The following is a 15169-nucleotide window of genomic DNA, read 5'->3' as shown; positions in this document are numbered from 1 at the left end:
AAAACTATCAAGAATAGTTTTAAATGAGTGAGTGATTTTAATAGAATTTCCGAACTTTTTTAAATTTTTTTACTTTTTTAGTAACATTAATATTATAACAATCGAAAAAAAAAAAATCAAGCTTTTTTTTAAGAATTTACAAAAAAATTGAAAGGATAAATGCTTTTTTTATTTATTAACAAAGATAAAACAAATATTAAGACTATTATTAACTGGATTTGAAGAGATGTACTTTTTATTTTTTTTAATAATAAAAAACAGGAGGTATTGATTTCCTAATATAATTTTTAACAAAAGATAGCAAGAAGTCGTAGGCTTTCTACAAGCGGGAGATGAATTGCTTTTTTTGTAAAAAAATTGAAAAAAGGATATATTTATGATATAATTTACTCAGTGAAATAATATAAAAGTAGGTAATAATAATGTCATATAATAGCAATTATCATTCAGTATTTGATATAAATTATCATATGATTTTTTGTATAAAGTATCGAAGAGAAGTCATTAATGATGAAATTTCTAATAGATTGAAAGAGATTTTTGAAAAAATATGTCCGAAGTATAACATTGTTCTTAAAGAATGGGAACATGATATTGATCATATTCATATGTTGATTAATGCTATGCCTAATACTGAACTTTCTAAGTTTGTAAATACTTACAAAAGTGCTTCCAGCAGGTTGATAAAAAAAGAATTTCCTGAAATAAGGGGAAGATTGTGGAAAGAATATTTTTGGAGTAGAAGTTACTTAGTTGTAAGTGTCGGAGGTGCACCGTTAGAGATAATTAAAAAATATATTCAAAATCAAAAGGAGGTGTAATTTTATGAAATATAATTTAGCATTCAGATACAGAATTTATCCAAATAAGGAGCAGGAATTATTGATAAACAAGACTTTTGGATGTGTTCGTTTTGTCTACAATACGCTCTTGTATACTGCTAATAAAATTTATGAAGAAACCGGAAAAAATAAAATAATTACACCTGCCAGTTTAAAAAGTGAAAATCAATTTTTAAAAGAAGTGGACAGTCTGGCACTTTCAAATGCTCAATTGAATGTAAAACGATCGTTTACAAATTTCTTTCAGAAGAGGGCAAAGTTTCCAAGGTTCAAATCTAAAAAGAATAATGTTAAAAGTTATACGACAAATTGTGTGAATAATTCAATACGAATTGAGGAAAACAAATATTTGGTTTTGCCAAAATTGAAAAAAGTTAAATTAAAATATCATAGAGAAATACCAGAAGATTACAAGATAAAGTCGGTAACACTAACAAACAGTAATGGAAATTACTATGTTTCTGTTTTGACGGAATTTGAAAAAGAAATTCAAAAAATACCAAGTAATGATAAAGTAATTGGGCTTGATTTTTCAATGCCTGAATTATTTGTCAGTTCTGAAAACCAAAGGGCTGATTATCCAAGATATTTTAGGATGTTGGAGAAAAAATTGAAGAAATTACAGAAATCGTTATCAAGAAAAGTGAAATTTTCTAAAAATTGGTATAAGCAAAAAGCGAAAATATCGAAATTACATGAGTATATCAAAAATTGTCGAAGAGATTTTCTACATAAATTATCGAAAAAATTATCTAAAGAGTATAATGCTGTAGTTGTTGAGGATTTGAATATGAAAGGGATGAGCCAGGCATTAAATTTTGGGAAAAGTGTAGGAGATAATGGATGGGGAATATTTTTGAGGATGCTTGAGTATAAGTTGATGTTTTTAGGGAAACAATTTTTGAAGATAGATAAGTGGTTTCTGTCGTCGAAAACTTGTAGTAGATGTGGAAATGTTAAAGAGGAGCTGAAATTATCAGAAAGAAGCTATAAATGTGAGTGCTGTGGAATTGAAATTGATAGAGATTATAATGCGGCACTGAATATAAGAAACGTTGGAAAAGAAATAATGGAATATTAGAAAAATAAAAGAAGACAGGGCAGGGACTGCCCGAAGAGCTTGGTAAATATATTTGGCTAGCAAAAGCAGATACTTCCCAAGAAGCTCCTGCTTCTAAAAGCGGGAGTAGTTCACCACCTTGCTATATTTATATTCTTGATAGCTTAGTTTATAATTTTATCCCGAATGCCACAAAAAAATAATTATTATTGCTTTAACCAAAAAAAAATGGTATTATTTAATGATGAAAAAAATGTAGGATAGTAGGAAGCGAGGGAAATTTATGAAAAAATTATTAATTTTGTTTAGCCTTCTGACTTTTTTAATTATCGGTTGCGGTAATTCAGCAGAAAGCGGAAATAAAACAAATGAAAAGACAGGTAATTCCAAAAAATTTAAGATAGGAATTACACAAATTGCGTCACATCCGGCGCTAGATAATGCGAGAAAAGGATTTGAAGATGCCTTTAAAGAAGCTGGAGTCGATGCGGACTTTGATGAAAAAAATGCAAATGGGGAAACTGCAAATGCAAATCTTATTGCAAATAATTTTGCCAGCTCAAAAGTTGACTTAATTTATGCAATAGCGACAAGTACAGCACAAACTGCGGTACAGTCAACAAGTTCTATACCAATTGTTTTTGCAGCAATTACAGACCCAAAATCAGCTGGAATTTTAAAACCAAATGTAACTGGTGTCAGTGACAGAATGGATGTATCTGAACAAATGAAACTGCTAAAAAGATTGGATGACAAAATCAAATCAGTTGGTGTCATTTACAATTCATCCGAACCAAATTCAAAAGTTCAAGTGGAAGACTTAAAAAAAGCAGCAGCGCCACTAGGACTTACAGTTGTTGAGAAAAGTGTAACTCAGGCAAATGAAATTCCACAGACAGTTGATAATTTGACAAGGGAAGCTGACGCAATCTATTTGCCGACAGATAACTTGGTCGCTTCAGTTGCAAATTTAATCACAGAAAAAGCTGCAAGTGCTAAAAAAATAGTATTTGGAGCGGAAGCCGCCCATGTAGAAAAAGGAGCTTTAATAACTCAGGGAGTAAGTTATTACGAAATTGGAAAAGAAGCTGGAAAAATGGCAATTGAAATTTTGAAAAACGGTAAAAAGCCAAGTGAAATCCAGTTTAAGCAAATGCCATTAAGTGAAATCGTAATTAATGAAAAAACACTTGCAGCGCTAAATATTAATTTACCGCAAGATATTAAAAGTAAAGCAAAAATGGTAAAATAAAAAATATAAAAATTTTTTTATTAAATTAAATTTATTAAATTAAATTAAATACTTAAATAATTAAATTAATCAAAAAATAAAAAATTTTAAATTTTTAAAAAAAATAAAAATTAAGAAATTAAAAAATAATAAATTTTAAGAAAGGAAAAATAAGAACATGAAAAAGATATTATTGGTACTTGTAAGTTTAATTTTTGCACTTTCGTGTGGAAATAAAAACGACACAGTCAATGGAAAGACTCAAAATAATTCACAGCAAAAAGCTAAATTCAAAATTGGAGTAACTCAGTTTATGACACATCCATCGCTTGATTTGGTAAAAAAAGGATTTGAAGATGCGATAAAACAAGCTGGAATTGATGCAGACTTTGATGAAAAAAATGCAAATGGAGAAGTTTCAACTGCAACATTAATCGCAAATAACTATAAAGCCGACAAAAAAGACTTGGTATTCGGAATTGCAACTCCGTCAGCACAGCAACTGGCAAACAACATAACTGATATACCGGTACTATTTTCTGCTGTAACAGACCCCGCTTCTGCCAAAATTTTAAATTCAAATGTGACAGGGACAAGCGACAAGGTTGATAATGTTTCACAGCAATTAGATTTACTTTTAAAATTAAATCCAAATGTAAAAAAGATAGGAGTTTTATACAATCCATCTGAACAAAACTCACTTGTTCAAATCGCTGAAATTCAAAAAAGAGCAAAAGAAAAAAAATTAGAAGTTGTGCTACAAGGTATTACAAATTTTGGAGAACTAGCTCAAGCTACAAAAAATTTACTTACACAAGTTGACGCACTTTATTTGCCAACAGATAACTTGGTAGTTTCAGGAATGCAGCTTATCACATCAGAAGCGATAAATGCTAAAAAAATAGTCGTTGTTTCCGAAAACTCATCAGTTGAAATAGGAGCACTATTTACAATGGGAATTGACTACTATGAATTAGGAAAAAGAACAGGACAGATGGCAGTTGAAATCTTAAATGGAAAACCTATTTCACAAGTTCCTTTTGAAACTTCAAAGCAATTAAAGCTTTATGTCAATAAAAAAACTGCAAAATCACTTGGAATCGATATAAATAATCCGCTATTTAAAGGTGCCGAAATTGTAGGTAAATAAAACAAAAAACTAATACAAAAAGAAAGAGAGTAAAAAATGAATGAGTTGGTAATTTTCTTACAGAGCTTGCCTGAAGCTTTTAAGATAGGATTTATATATTCAATAATGGTTATGGGAGTCTATTTGACTTATAAAATACTGGATTTTCCAGATATGTCAGTGGACGGAACTTTTCCACTTGGAGGATTTATCTTTGCGGCGTTTTCCCTTTCGTCAACAGGATTTTTTGGGATAACAAGTCCTGTTATGGGACTAATTTTAGCCGTTATTGGTGGAATGATAGCTGGACTTATTACAGGAGCACTGCACGTCTATTTAAAAATTAATGGACTTCTTGCAGGAATTCTTGTAATGACTGGACTTTACAGCATAAATTCCAGAATTGTCGGAATGCCAAATGTGTTTATTTCGCCAGAGAGAAGTATTTACGAAATAGTTTCGTTTGAAAAAAACTTTATTCCATTTATAATCATATTAGTATTTTTACTAATTTTAAAAGGATTTTACGATTATAAAATCAAAGCAAATAAATATATGTTTGTGAGCATGGGAGTTTATACAGTTTCAACAATCGTATTAATTATCTATGTTGCACTTACAAAAGATGTAAAACTTATGCTAACTGTCATAATCGCCTTTGTCATAAAAATGATAATTGACTATATTTTAACTTCAAAATTTGGATTTGCGTTAAGAGCACTGGGAAATAACGAACAGCTTGTAATCAGTTTGGGAGTCAATCAGAAAAGATTAAAAATATTTGGACTTATGATTTCAAACGGAGTTGTCGCACTATCTGGAGCACTTTTTGCACAAAACTTAAAGGTTGCAGATTTACAATCTGGAGTTGGAACAATCGTAATCGGTCTTGCTGCAATAATTTTAGGACTTGGAGTATTAAAAAAATCACAACTCATAAACGAAATTTCAATCGTTACGATAGGTTCGCTTATGTACTATTTCATAATAAATTTGGCACTTATGTCAAATACCTGGACAAAATCACTATTTCAAGCGATTAAATTGCCAGATAACTTAATTCAGATTTTGGAAATCAAGCCAACTGATGTAAAAATTATTACAGCAATAATTTTAACGATAATTTTATGGAATGAATTTGCGAAAAAAGCCAAAAAAGGTAAGAAAAAATTGAAAAAAGAAAGTGGAAGATAAAAAATGATAGAAATAAAAGATTTACATAAAACATTTTTTTCAGAACTAGGGACGGAAAAAAAAGTTTTCAGAGGACTAGATTTTACAATAAATGATGGCGATTTTATAACAGTTATCGGAAGCAATGGTGCAGGAAAATCAACTTTATTAAATGTTCTAAATGGACAAGTGATACCTGACGCAGGAGAAATTATTTTAAATGGCCAAAATATAACAGCTATAGAACAGCACAAAAGAGCCAAATGGATTTCTCAAGTTTATCAAAATCCGACAATGGGAACAGCGCCTTCAATGACCGTTTTAGAAAATCTTTCGATGGCAAAAAATAAAGGTAAAAGATTTAATTTTACATTCGGACTGGACACAAAAAACATTGATTTTTACAAAGGACAATTAGCTGACATCGGTTTAGGTCTTGAAAAGCAGCTGCATACTCAAGTAGGACTTCTATCTGGTGGACAAAGACAGTGTCTATCGCTTATAATGGCAACACTAAACCGTCCAGACATACTTTTGCTAGACGAACATACAGCAGCACTTGACCCAGAAACTTCCAATAAAATTTTGGAAAAGACAAAGGAAATTATCGAAAAAAATAATATCACAAGCCTTATGATAACCCACAACATGCAAGATGCCATAACCTATGGAAATCGTCTTATTATGCTTCATGCAGGAGAAATTATTTTCGACATAAAAGGTGCTGAAAAGCAAAAATTGACAGTTGAAAAATTATTGGAAATGTTTAAGACAAAAGATGCCAAGTTATCAGATAAAGATGTGTTTTAAAAAAATTTTTAAATTCAAAAATTAAAAAATCGAAAATTATAAAAATAGAAGTGGAAATAATATAAAATAAAAATAAATTTCCACTTTTTTATTAATTTTATAAAAAATTTTAGAATCTTAAAATTTTTCTGCTATCCAGCTTTCTATTTCATATCTCAAAGGACGACTGGAAACTTTTTTTATAAATCCTTTTTTTTCCAATTCTTTCGTATATTTATTTATCGTCTGTTGAGTTTTATTTAAATTTGGAATTTTTGCTATATCTTTATTTTTTATTTTTTCAAATTCGTTAAATAAATAATCTTGAATAAAAATATATAATATTTGCATTTCTATTTTTTTCACATCTTTTCTTTGATTTTCAATTTCTTCACAAATTTTATCCATATATTCCGCCTTTTCAATCGTTTTTTCAATTAATTCCAAAATTGAATTTTGTCCTTCAATAACATTTTCCAAAATATTTTCAACAAAAAAAGTTATTTCTCCCAAATTATATTTACTCTCGACTTCTTTAAATGATTTATAATATTTCATTTTATTTTGTGCAATCATATATGAAATTGACAGCGCTGTATATTTTCCCACATATTTAGCCAAGTTCATTGACAGCAAATATCTTCCAAAGCGACCATTGCCGTCATAAAATGGATGAATATATTCAACAAAAAAATGAATTATTGAAATTTTTATAAGCGACGGAATTTCTTTTTCGTTTAAAAGTTTTATTACTTTTTCAACTTCTTTTTGTATATTTTCCTCTCCTAAAATTCCCCGATGAATTACTTCCATCGCATCGTTTTTTATTTCAACGCCATCTTTTCTAAAAATTTTTCCATCTAATTTATAATTTTCACTCTCCAAAAAATCAATAAACAATTTTTCATATATTTTCCTAAAATCTTCAGAACTTTCAATTTTTTCTTCTTTATTTTTCAAAATATTTTCATATTTTTTTACAATTCCAACTAATTTTTCTTTTTTACTAAATTTTTTTTTACTAGTTTTATTTTGCAATTCGGAATAAATAGCCTTTTTGCTAGAATGAATCCCTTCAACTTTGTTCGTATAAAGAATTTCATTTACAAACAGCTTATTTACTGTATAAAACATCATCAAAGAAGTCAACTTTTGAAATTCTAATTCAATTTTTTTACTATTTTTATAAATTTCTTCCTGCAATTTAAAGTGTTTCGGCAAAAATTTAAAAAACAATGGCACTTGCTTTTTTTTATATTCGGAATAAATCATCAAATTTGTAACAATCGTTGAGCTATCTTTTATTCTTTTTTCATATTCTTCATCTAATTTTTTACTTTTATAATATAATTTTTCTAATTTTTCATATTTTATATACATTTGAATCACTCCTACTATATAAATAGTATCATTTTTATATTTTAAAGTAAAGATTTTATAAAAAATTTTTTTATTTTTCATAATTACTAAAATTATTCAAAAAATTCAAAATACATAGTTTTTAAAATTTTTGTTGTAATATCCCATTTTTTTTGGTAAAATCTTAATTGAGAAAAAATATTTTTAGAAAGGAAATTAAAATGAATACAGAAAATCAAACATTAAATTTGAACACAATAATCAAAATTATTTACAAAAATAAAGCCTTAATTGCTCTAATTACAGTTATAACAATAGTGCTTGCGACAGCCTTTGTTTTTTTAAACAAATCTTTTAAAACGGAAATAAACTTATATGGAAATGACAAAGTTTTGACGGAAATTGGAGAAAATTCTCAATATTCACTTAGTTCATTTGAATTTTTTTCCTACATAAAAAATCATTCAAAAACACTAAAAAACTTAAATTTGCCAGAAAATAAATTTTTAAAAGAAATGTCAACTAGACTTACTACACAAACTGAAACTGGCGATCCGATGGTAAAAGTAAAATTTTCAACAAAAAGTAAATCCGAAGGGGAAAATTTTTCCAAAGAATATCACATACTTGCACAAAATTATTTGGCAGACAAAAAAAACAGTTATTTGAATTCTCAATTGAAATTATTGGATGAACAATATAAATTTATTTCTAAAAATACAGATATAAGAACGACGAAAGACCCTTTGACTGACACTCTGGTTTCAAGACTTTCATATTACAGACTTCTAAAAAATGATTCAAGCCCAGTTATAAAATACATTAATTCAACTACAAAACCATCATTAAATAAAAAATTAGTTTTAGCTGCAGCACTTTTTGTCGGACTATTTTTAGGAATTTTTGCTGCATTTGTTAAAGATTTTTCAAATACATTGGATTGGAAAGATATTAAAAGCAAAAAATAAATAAATTAAAGAAAAAGAGAAAATATAGAGAAAAAAATTAAAAAAAAAGAAAACAAGAAAAAATGAAAGGGAAAAGAAAAGGAGAAATGGATTTTTTTTATCACACGATAACAACATTAATTTTAATATTTTTTTATTATGTCGGCTTCAAATTTCCAGATTACGACTTCAAGTTTAAATTAAGCCATAGGAATATATTGACCCACTCTCCGCTACTTGTAATTATTTTATTTGTACTGCATCAAAGTAAAATTCTTACATTGACTTATAAAACGAAGTATGACATAACAGATTTTGTAACAGTTGGACTTAGCCTTGGAATTGCAATCCATTTACTTTATGACTTATTTCCCAAAAGTTTTAAAGGCACAGCTCTTCTACAATTTCCTATTGTGGAAAAAAGTTTGTCAAAAGACGAAACAATTGCATCCATAATAATTTTTATCATCTTTTTGACAGGATTTTCTGTTTATAAGATAAAAGATTACCTTGATTTGGCAACAAACCTCATTTTAATAATAATTACTTTTATTTTAAAAAGAAAAAGTGAAAAAAAATTTTTTCGAGTGGCATTTCTTTTCGTCGCCATTTTCTCACTTTTAATTTATTTAAAACAAAACACAATTTTTAATAAATTTTTTTAAAATCAAAAAAACTATCTTAAAAATTGATATTCAAATCTATTAAGATAGTTTTATTTTTTGCTTTTCTTTTAATTTTTTTACTTTTAAATTATAATTTAATTATTTATTGACTTCGTCAGCCAATTTTTTACCAACTTTAAATTTTACTACTTTTTTAGCAGCTATTTGCATTTTTTCTCCCGTTGCTGGGTTTCTTCCTTCTCTTGCCGCCTTTTCTTCCACTTTAAATGTTCCCCATCCAACGAATTGGATTGATTCTCCTTTTACTAAAATTTCTTTTGCTGTTTCTAAAAAGGAATTTACTAATTCTTCTGATCTTTTTTTAGTTTCTCCTGTTGCTTTTGCATAAGCATCTACAAATTCTTTTTTTGACATTTTCATTCCTCCAATTTTTTTTATCACTATAATAGTACCATATTTTCGGCATTTGTCAAGTTTTAAAAGAAGCTTTTTAAAATTTTTTTAATCATTTTTTCTTCTTGAAATCACTTTTATAATTTCATTCACAACAAACGGAACAAGTGACAATCCTATCACCATTTCCCAATGACTCGGATCTATCGCAGTTACTTTAAACATTTGTGCAATACTTGGAATTGAAGTCAGACCAATTTGCAAAACTATCCCAATAACAATTGCTCCAATCAAAAATTTATTTCCAAAAAATCCAATTTCAAAAATAGTTTTTTTACTATTTCTCATTGACAATGAATAAAATAATTGTGAGAATGTAAGAACAATAAACGCCATTGTTCTTCCATAAGTTAAAATTTCCCGTGTTGCGGGATTACTGTCTTTTACGACCGAAATAGGCACAGTCCCGCTATGAATAATTCCTAGGTAAAATGCCACAAGTGTAAGTACTCCAATCAGCACTCCACCAACAATTGATCTCATTCCCGCACCTTCAGAAAAGAAACTCTCCTTCGGATCTCTAGGTTTTCTAGTCATAACTTCCTTATCTCCAGGGTCCATTCCAAGCGAAATTGCAGGTAATGTGTCAGTTATTAGGTTTACCCATAGAAGCTGAGTCGCAACTAACGGTATTGCCCATCCAAATAATGTTGCAATAAACACACACAAAACTTCTCCCAAGTTACAAGAAAGCAAGAATATAATTGTCTTTTTGATGTTGTTAAAAATATTTCTTCCTTCTTCAATCGCATGAATTATCGTAGTAAAATTATCATCAGTCAAAATCATATCACTGGCACCTTTAGAAACATCTGTACCAGTAATTCCCATTGCCACTCCTATATCGGCAAATTTAAGCGACGGCGCATCATTCACTCCATCTCCAGTCATTGACACAATATTTCCCTGCTCCTTAAACGCCTTTACTATTTTAACCTTGTGCTCTGGCGAAACTCTCGCAAACACTCTATATTTATTCACTTCTTTGGCAAATTTATCATCCGGAATCTCATCAATTTCAGCTCCAGTTAAACTTTGGCTAATATCTGTCGCAATTCCAAGCTCTTTTGCAATCGCAACCGCCGTATTCTTATGATCTCCAGTTATCATAATCGGAGTAATTCCAGCTTTTTTAGCTTCCACAATCGAATCTTTCACTTCAGTTCGAGGCGGATCTATCATTCCAACGATTCCAACTACAACCAGATCCTTTTCCATCTCTTCAGGCGAAATTTGACTGTCAACATCTTTAAATGCCACTCCAAGCACTCTTAAAGCGTCATCAGACATCTCTTCAGCAACTTTCAATATTTTATTTTTCGCTTCTTCAGTCAATGGTAAAATTTCTCCATTTACAAGAATTTTATTTGCTCTTGTGAGAATATTGTCAATCGCACCTTTTGTGTGAACTCTATATTTCCCACCTTCTTCATTAAGTGTCGACATAAGTTTTCTGTCCGAATCAAATGGATTTTCAGAAACCCTTTTATATTTAGCATTCAATGCGTTTTTTTCCAAATCAAATTTATTTCCCAAGACAATCAGAGCCACTTCTGTCGGATCTCCGATATCTTGTCCATTTTCAACAGATGCATCTGAGCAAAGCACAAACGAACGGATTAACTCAGTTTCATCAATATTTGCCTTTTGTCCATCTTGACTGGAAATATCTCTCAAATTATCCAAAGTATAAGTTTTTACAACAGTCATCTTATTTTGAGTAAGCGTTCCGGTTTTATCAGAACAAACGATATTTACCGCTCCCAATGTTTCAACCGCAGGTAATTTTCTCACAATTGCATTTTTCCTTGACATAGTCTTTACCCCAAACGAAAGCACAATTGCAACAATCGCAACAAGTCCTTCAGGAATTGCCGCCACAGCTAGACTTATTGCAGTCATAAACATTTCAACTGCTTCTCTTCCTTGAATCAACCCTATGACAAAAATAATTCCACAAATTGCCAATGCTCCATATCCCAAAATTTTTCCAAGTTCTTCTAATTTTATCTGAAGCGGAGTCAATGTATTGTTATCTTCATCTAAAATCTGTGCAATTTTTCCAATTTCCGTATTCATTCCAGTTTCAACTACAACTCCTTCTCCTCTTCCATAAGTTGCCATAGTTGACATAAATGCCATATTTTCCTTATCTCCAATAGGTATTTTTGCATCAGTTGTAATAAAATTAGCATCTTTTTCACTTGGAACAGATTCTCCAGTAAGTGCTGACTCTTCAATCTGCAAATTAGCACTTTCAATAAGTCTGACATCTGCTGGAATATATCTTCCTGCATCAATTACTAAAATATCTCCCGGCACCAGTTCTTCCGAATTAACTTCAATCACTTCGCCATTTCTTCTAACCAAGCTCTTAGGTGTCGTCATTTGCTGTAATGCTTCCAATGCCTTTTCCGCCTTAGATTCCTGCACAACTCCAACTACCGCATTTATAAGAACTACCGCTAAAATTATCAAAGCATCAGCTATCCCGTCTTTCCCATGCGCAATAATATTAACAACAGCTGCACCAATTAACACATAAATAAGCATATCCTGAAGCTGTGCCAAAAATAGCTGCAATAAACTTTTTTTCGGCTTTCCTTTTAATTTATTAGGTCCATATTTCTCTAGCCTCTTTTTCACTTCTTCCGTTGAAAGTCCTGTTTTTTCCGAGACATTCAACTCTTTTAAAACATCTTTTGGTGATTTAGTAAACCACATATTTTAACATACCTCTTCTTTCTAAAAAAATCTTTATAACTAGAATCATTATACACTAAAATTGATTTTATTTCTATAATTTATTATGAAAAAAATTGCCCTTTTAATAAAAAGGACAATATATATTATAAAATTTATTGTTGATTATTCAGTTGTGTTTTTTACTGGCGCAGCATTTTGAAATTGAATTTCAATTCTTCTATTTTCTGCTCTACCTTGTTCAGTTTCATTTGTAGCAATTGGTTGTTTTTCACCCATTGATTCCACTCCAATAATTCTTGCTGGATTCAATCCAAATTCAACTAATTTATCTCTAACAGCAACAGCCCTTCTCATTCCAAGTTTCATATTATAAGCATCTGAACCTTTAGAATCTGTATGTCCAACAATTACTAAATTTAAATTATTTACTTCTGCATATTCTTTTACATTTCTTAACAATTCATAATATTTTTCTTTAACTACAGATTTATCAAAATCAAAATTCAATTTATTAGAATCAAGTGTTATAGTCTTAGGACCTTCATCTATAATTCCTTGTTCCTTAGCTTCTTCTAATTCCAAAGCATTAATTCTTATTGTATTTTCTCTCATTTTAGTTGTAGTCAATCTTCTAGCCATTACTGGTGCTGAAATCATTAAAATTGCAAATATGGCAATTATTGTTGATCTGATGGTTGTTCTTGTTGTGGTTGTTGGTTTGACCATGATTCAGCCTCCTTTTCAAGAGATTTGTATTCTTTACTTCCTGGATATGGTTTGTTAGCTTTTAAATAATCTTCGATAGTATCTAATCTACCTGCATTATAGTCTACCAATTTTGCGTTTGTACAAGACAAAGCTCCTAATCCTAATGCTAATAATATTAATTTTTTCATATTTTTATCCTTTCCCTTCCTGTAATAACTACTTATTTCTATTTTTTTATTTCATTTTTCCTTGAATTCCATCTAGTCTTTCTTCCATTTTATCTAATAATTCATTAGTTTTGTGAAATTTTTCAATATTATTGTTAATTTCATCGACTCTTTTGCTAATTCTTTGTATTTCATAGTTCATCTGTTCACTTTCAGACATATTTTTTCTATTTATTCTTACTTTTTTTACTTTTTTTACATTTAAATTTACAGCAGAATTTCCACCTTGTTTTGTAACAGCTGGTTCAGAAGTTGTTTCTTTTGTTTTTCTCTGTTTAGCAAGTTTTACTAATCTTTGAACTGCAGCATCAGTATCTTCACTTTTTGCCATCACAGCAAACGGAAGTTGACTAAGCATTAATACTGCTATTATTCCTACTTTTTTATTCATTTTTTTTCCTTTCTAAAATAAATTAAAAGAATTTATTTTATTTGATTATTTATTTACCTGAACTTTTTCTTATAACTTTTCTAGAAGATTTCTTCTTACCAAAAACATCATTAAATCCTTTTAGTTCATTTTCTTCTCTTTGAACACTTCTCACTACGCTTTGATAAAAATCTACTCTATCTTTTGCTCTTGCAGTGTTATATTCCAATTTTTCCAATCCAGTTCTTGGTTTGTACACCTCTTCCACACTTCCATCGGCATTTTCAATTACAGTTAAAGTTTTATCAACTTTTTTAGGTTTCAAACTATTGTAGTAATCTTTTCTTGCATCATTTATTATAGCTTGTGCACTTTTACCAAATATCGGTAAAGAGGATGCCACCACTACACCGAATAATAATAATTTACTATTTGATTTCATTTTCATTACCATTCCTTCCATTTTTTATTAATCCATAACTGATAAAAGTGTTTCTAGTTCAGTAATTTTTTGTTCTTTTTCAGCTATCATTTTTTCAATATTGTAATTATTTTTTTCAAAGTCTTTTAAAATAACTTTATATTTATCTCTGTGCCATCTAACTTCAGAATCTACTCTTAATTTTTCTATAGTTTTTTCTCTTCCGTCTCTTTGTTCTTTTAGAACTTCTACTTCAGATTTTAACTTTTCAAGTTGTCTCTTATAAGATTCTTTCTGTGCCGCTTCTTTCTTCAACAATTCATTATATTGATTTTCAATAGAATTTAAACTGTCCTCCAACTTACTTGTTGCGGAGTAACTTGTCATTGAAACCATCATTATTCCTATTAACAAGAATCCCATCTTTTTCATTCCATTTCCTCCTACTTTAATTTGAAATCAACACTCCTCACTCACAATTGCATAAATTTTTCTCAAACTATTCTATAATGTTACCACTCACAATTATTATACCAAATATTTTTTAAAAATACAATATCTTTATAATTTATTTTTAAGAAAATAAAACCCCATTAAATAAAGGGGTTCTACATATTTTCTATATTTTTTTAATAAAAAAATAATAATTTATTATTTTAATAAAATTAAAACTTCTTCAACTGTTTCCGCAGACTCTATTTTTTCTACAAGTTCTTCTTCAAAGCTCAATTTTGAAATTTCTGCAAGTAAATCTAAATGTTCCCCTTTTGCATCTTCTGGTGCAGCTATCATAAATATTAATTTTGAAGGCTCATCGTCCATACTGTCAAAATCTATTCCAGTTTTAGAAATTCCAAGTGCTAAGGACATTTTTTTTATTAAATGTGTTTTTGTATGTGGAATTGCGACACCATCTTGCATTCCTGTCGGAGATAATTTTTCTCTTTCATAAATTGAGGAAATAAATTCATCTAAATCATCAGCATTCAAAATACCATCTTTTACAAAAACTTGCGCCATTTCTTTTATAACTTCCTCTTTGTTTTTCCCTTTTAAATCCACTTTTATTCTATTTTTTGATAAATATTCTAAAATTTCCATTTTTTTAATACAAGACCAAAATTTTGG

At 29.3% G+C, this 15169-nt stretch carries 17 protein-coding genes; 8 read left to right on the top strand and 9 right to left on the bottom strand.

From position 1 onward, the window contains the following. Window positions 1-422 precede the first annotated feature (422 nt). The 6 genes from tnpA to AB8B22_RS04290 all read left to right on the top strand — a co-directional run bounded on the left by tnpA (window position 423) and on the right by AB8B22_RS04290 (window position 6245). Window positions 423-821 carry an IS200/IS605 family transposase gene (tnpA, locus tag AB8B22_RS04315; RefSeq protein WP_369711789.1) on the top strand — a complete coding sequence of 133 codons (399 nt, stop codon included), beginning with the start codon at window positions 423-425 and terminating at the stop codon, window positions 819-821. A gap of 4 nt (window positions 822-825) precedes the next feature. Continuing rightward, window positions 826-1923 carry an RNA-guided endonuclease TnpB family protein gene (locus AB8B22_RS04310; RefSeq protein ID WP_369711788.1) on the top strand — a complete coding sequence of 366 codons (1098 nt, stop codon included), beginning with the start codon at window positions 826-828 and terminating at the stop codon, window positions 1921-1923. Window positions 1924-2185: 262 nt separating this feature from the next. Next, window positions 2186-3154 carry an ABC transporter substrate-binding protein gene (locus AB8B22_RS04305; RefSeq protein WP_369711787.1) on the top strand — a complete coding sequence of 323 codons (969 nt, stop codon included), beginning with the start codon at window positions 2186-2188 and terminating at the stop codon, window positions 3152-3154. Window positions 3155-3311: 157 nt separating this feature from the next. After that, complete coding sequence (locus AB8B22_RS04300) at window positions 3312-4283, top strand: ABC transporter substrate-binding protein (RefSeq protein ID WP_369711786.1); 972 nt, start codon at window positions 3312-3314, stop codon at window positions 4281-4283. Between the two features lie 36 nt (window positions 4284-4319). Then, complete coding sequence (locus AB8B22_RS04295) at window positions 4320-5456, top strand: ABC transporter permease (RefSeq protein ID WP_369711785.1); 1137 nt, start codon at window positions 4320-4322, stop codon at window positions 5454-5456. 3 nt (window positions 5457-5459) lie between these two features. Beyond that, complete coding sequence (locus AB8B22_RS04290; protein ID WP_369711784.1) at window positions 5460-6245, top strand: ABC transporter ATP-binding protein; 786 nt, start codon at window positions 5460-5462, stop codon at window positions 6243-6245. Window positions 6246-6362: 117 nt separating this feature from the next. Here AB8B22_RS04290 and AB8B22_RS04285 read toward each other — a convergent pair whose 3' ends face one another. Then, a complete protein-coding gene (locus tag AB8B22_RS04285; RefSeq protein ID WP_369711783.1) occupies window positions 6363-7604 on the bottom strand; it encodes a Fic family protein in 1242 nt (413 codons plus the stop codon). 200 nt (window positions 7605-7804) lie between these two features. On the opposite strand from AB8B22_RS04285, the gene AB8B22_RS04280 reads away from it, so the two are divergent. After that, the gene (locus tag AB8B22_RS04280; RefSeq protein ID WP_369711782.1) at window positions 7805-8551 is read left to right on the top strand and encodes a lipopolysaccharide biosynthesis protein; all 747 of its coding nucleotides are present in this window, start codon (window positions 7805-7807) and stop codon (window positions 8549-8551) included. 62 nt (window positions 8552-8613) lie between these two features. After that, window positions 8614-9195 carry a hypothetical protein gene (locus AB8B22_RS04275; protein WP_369711781.1) on the top strand — a complete coding sequence of 194 codons (582 nt, stop codon included), beginning with the start codon at window positions 8614-8616 and terminating at the stop codon, window positions 9193-9195. A 99-nt stretch (window positions 9196-9294) separates the two neighbouring features. Here AB8B22_RS04275 and AB8B22_RS04270 read toward each other — a convergent pair whose 3' ends face one another. From AB8B22_RS04270 to AB8B22_RS04235, 8 genes are all read right to left on the bottom strand, one after another. Further along, window positions 9295-9570, bottom strand: coding sequence for an HU family DNA-binding protein (locus AB8B22_RS04270; protein ID WP_369711780.1), 276 nt, complete (start codon window positions 9568-9570; stop codon window positions 9295-9297). 87 nt (window positions 9571-9657) lie between these two features. Next, window positions 9658-12333, bottom strand: a complete 2676-nt coding sequence (locus tag AB8B22_RS04265) for a cation-translocating P-type ATPase (RefSeq protein ID WP_369711779.1) — start codon at window positions 12331-12333, stop codon at window positions 9658-9660. Window positions 12334-12477: 144 nt separating this feature from the next. Then, window positions 12478-13041 (bottom strand): OmpA family protein, encoded by a 564-nt coding sequence (locus AB8B22_RS04260; protein WP_094080611.1) that lies wholly within the window; start codon window positions 13039-13041, stop codon window positions 12478-12480. Then, complete coding sequence (locus tag AB8B22_RS04255) at window positions 12993-13211, bottom strand: hypothetical protein (protein ID WP_094080612.1); 219 nt, start codon at window positions 13209-13211, stop codon at window positions 12993-12995. Before AB8B22_RS04255 ends, AB8B22_RS04260 begins: the two co-directional genes overlap by 49 nt. A 46-nt stretch (window positions 13212-13257) precedes the next feature. Beyond that, the gene (locus AB8B22_RS04250) at window positions 13258-13641 is read right to left on the bottom strand and encodes an FAD-I family protein (RefSeq protein ID WP_369711778.1); all 384 of its coding nucleotides are present in this window, start codon (window positions 13639-13641) and stop codon (window positions 13258-13260) included. Window positions 13642-13690: 49 nt separating this feature from the next. After that, the gene (locus tag AB8B22_RS04245; RefSeq protein ID WP_094080614.1) at window positions 13691-14068 is read right to left on the bottom strand and encodes a hypothetical protein; all 378 of its coding nucleotides are present in this window, start codon (window positions 14066-14068) and stop codon (window positions 13691-13693) included. Window positions 14069-14089: 21 nt separating this feature from the next. Next, entirely contained in the window at window positions 14090-14473 is a 384-nt protein-coding gene (locus AB8B22_RS04240) for an adhesion protein FadA (protein ID WP_094080615.1), read from the bottom strand. Between the two features lie 219 nt (window positions 14474-14692). Further along, window positions 14693-15142, bottom strand: a complete 450-nt coding sequence (locus AB8B22_RS04235; protein WP_094080616.1) for a PTS sugar transporter subunit IIA — start codon at window positions 15140-15142, stop codon at window positions 14693-14695. Window positions 15143-15169 lie beyond the last annotated feature (27 nt).

The organism is Leptotrichia rugosa (genome assembly GCF_041200005.1).
GTDB classification, from domain to species: Bacteria; Fusobacteriota; Fusobacteriia; order Fusobacteriales; family Leptotrichiaceae; genus Leptotrichia; species Leptotrichia rugosa.
This window is presented reverse-complemented; position numbering and strand designations above follow the sequence as displayed.

What these genes read in the sequence shown, in the direction of transcription:
- AB8B22_RS04275 (WP_369711781.1), top strand. Translation starts at nt 8,614, where the DNA reads ATGAAAGGGAAAAGAAAAGGAGAAATGGATTTTTTTTATCACACGATA.
- AB8B22_RS04270 (WP_369711780.1), bottom strand. Translation starts at nt 9,570, where the DNA reads ATGTCAAAAAAAGAATTTGTAGATGCTTATGCAAAAGCAACAGGAGAA.
- AB8B22_RS04300 (WP_369711786.1), top strand. Translation starts at nt 3,312, where the DNA reads ATGAAAAAGATATTATTGGTACTTGTAAGTTTAATTTTTGCACTTTCG.
- AB8B22_RS04235 (WP_094080616.1), bottom strand. Translation starts at nt 15,142, where the DNA reads ATGGAAATTTTAGAATATTTATCAAAAAATAGAATAAAAGTGGATTTA.
- AB8B22_RS04310 (WP_369711788.1), top strand. Translation starts at nt 826, where the DNA reads ATGAAATATAATTTAGCATTCAGATACAGAATTTATCCAAATAAGGAG.
- AB8B22_RS04265 (WP_369711779.1), bottom strand. Translation starts at nt 12,333, where the DNA reads ATGTGGTTTACTAAATCACCAAAAGATGTTTTAAAAGAGTTGAATGTC.
- AB8B22_RS04245 (WP_094080614.1), bottom strand. Translation starts at nt 14,068, where the DNA reads ATGAAAATGAAATCAAATAGTAAATTATTATTATTCGGTGTAGTGGTG.
- AB8B22_RS04260 (WP_094080611.1), bottom strand. Translation starts at nt 13,041, where the DNA reads ATGGTCAAACCAACAACCACAACAAGAACAACCATCAGATCAACAATA.
- AB8B22_RS04305 (WP_369711787.1), top strand. Translation starts at nt 2,186, where the DNA reads ATGAAAAAATTATTAATTTTGTTTAGCCTTCTGACTTTTTTAATTATC.
- tnpA (WP_369711789.1), top strand. Translation starts at nt 423, where the DNA reads ATGTCATATAATAGCAATTATCATTCAGTATTTGATATAAATTATCAT.
- AB8B22_RS04295 (WP_369711785.1), top strand. Translation starts at nt 4,320, where the DNA reads ATGAATGAGTTGGTAATTTTCTTACAGAGCTTGCCTGAAGCTTTTAAG.
- AB8B22_RS04290 (WP_369711784.1), top strand. Translation starts at nt 5,460, where the DNA reads ATGATAGAAATAAAAGATTTACATAAAACATTTTTTTCAGAACTAGGG.
- AB8B22_RS04250 (WP_369711778.1), bottom strand. Translation starts at nt 13,641, where the DNA reads ATGAATAAAAAAGTAGGAATAATAGCAGTATTAATGCTTAGTCAACTT.
- AB8B22_RS04285 (WP_369711783.1), bottom strand. Translation starts at nt 7,604, where the DNA reads ATGTATATAAAATATGAAAAATTAGAAAAATTATATTATAAAAGTAAA.
- AB8B22_RS04280 (WP_369711782.1), top strand. Translation starts at nt 7,805, where the DNA reads ATGAATACAGAAAATCAAACATTAAATTTGAACACAATAATCAAAATT.
- AB8B22_RS04240 (WP_094080615.1), bottom strand. Translation starts at nt 14,473, where the DNA reads ATGAAAAAGATGGGATTCTTGTTAATAGGAATAATGATGGTTTCAATG.
- AB8B22_RS04255 (WP_094080612.1), bottom strand. Translation starts at nt 13,211, where the DNA reads ATGAAAAAATTAATATTATTAGCATTAGGATTAGGAGCTTTGTCTTGT.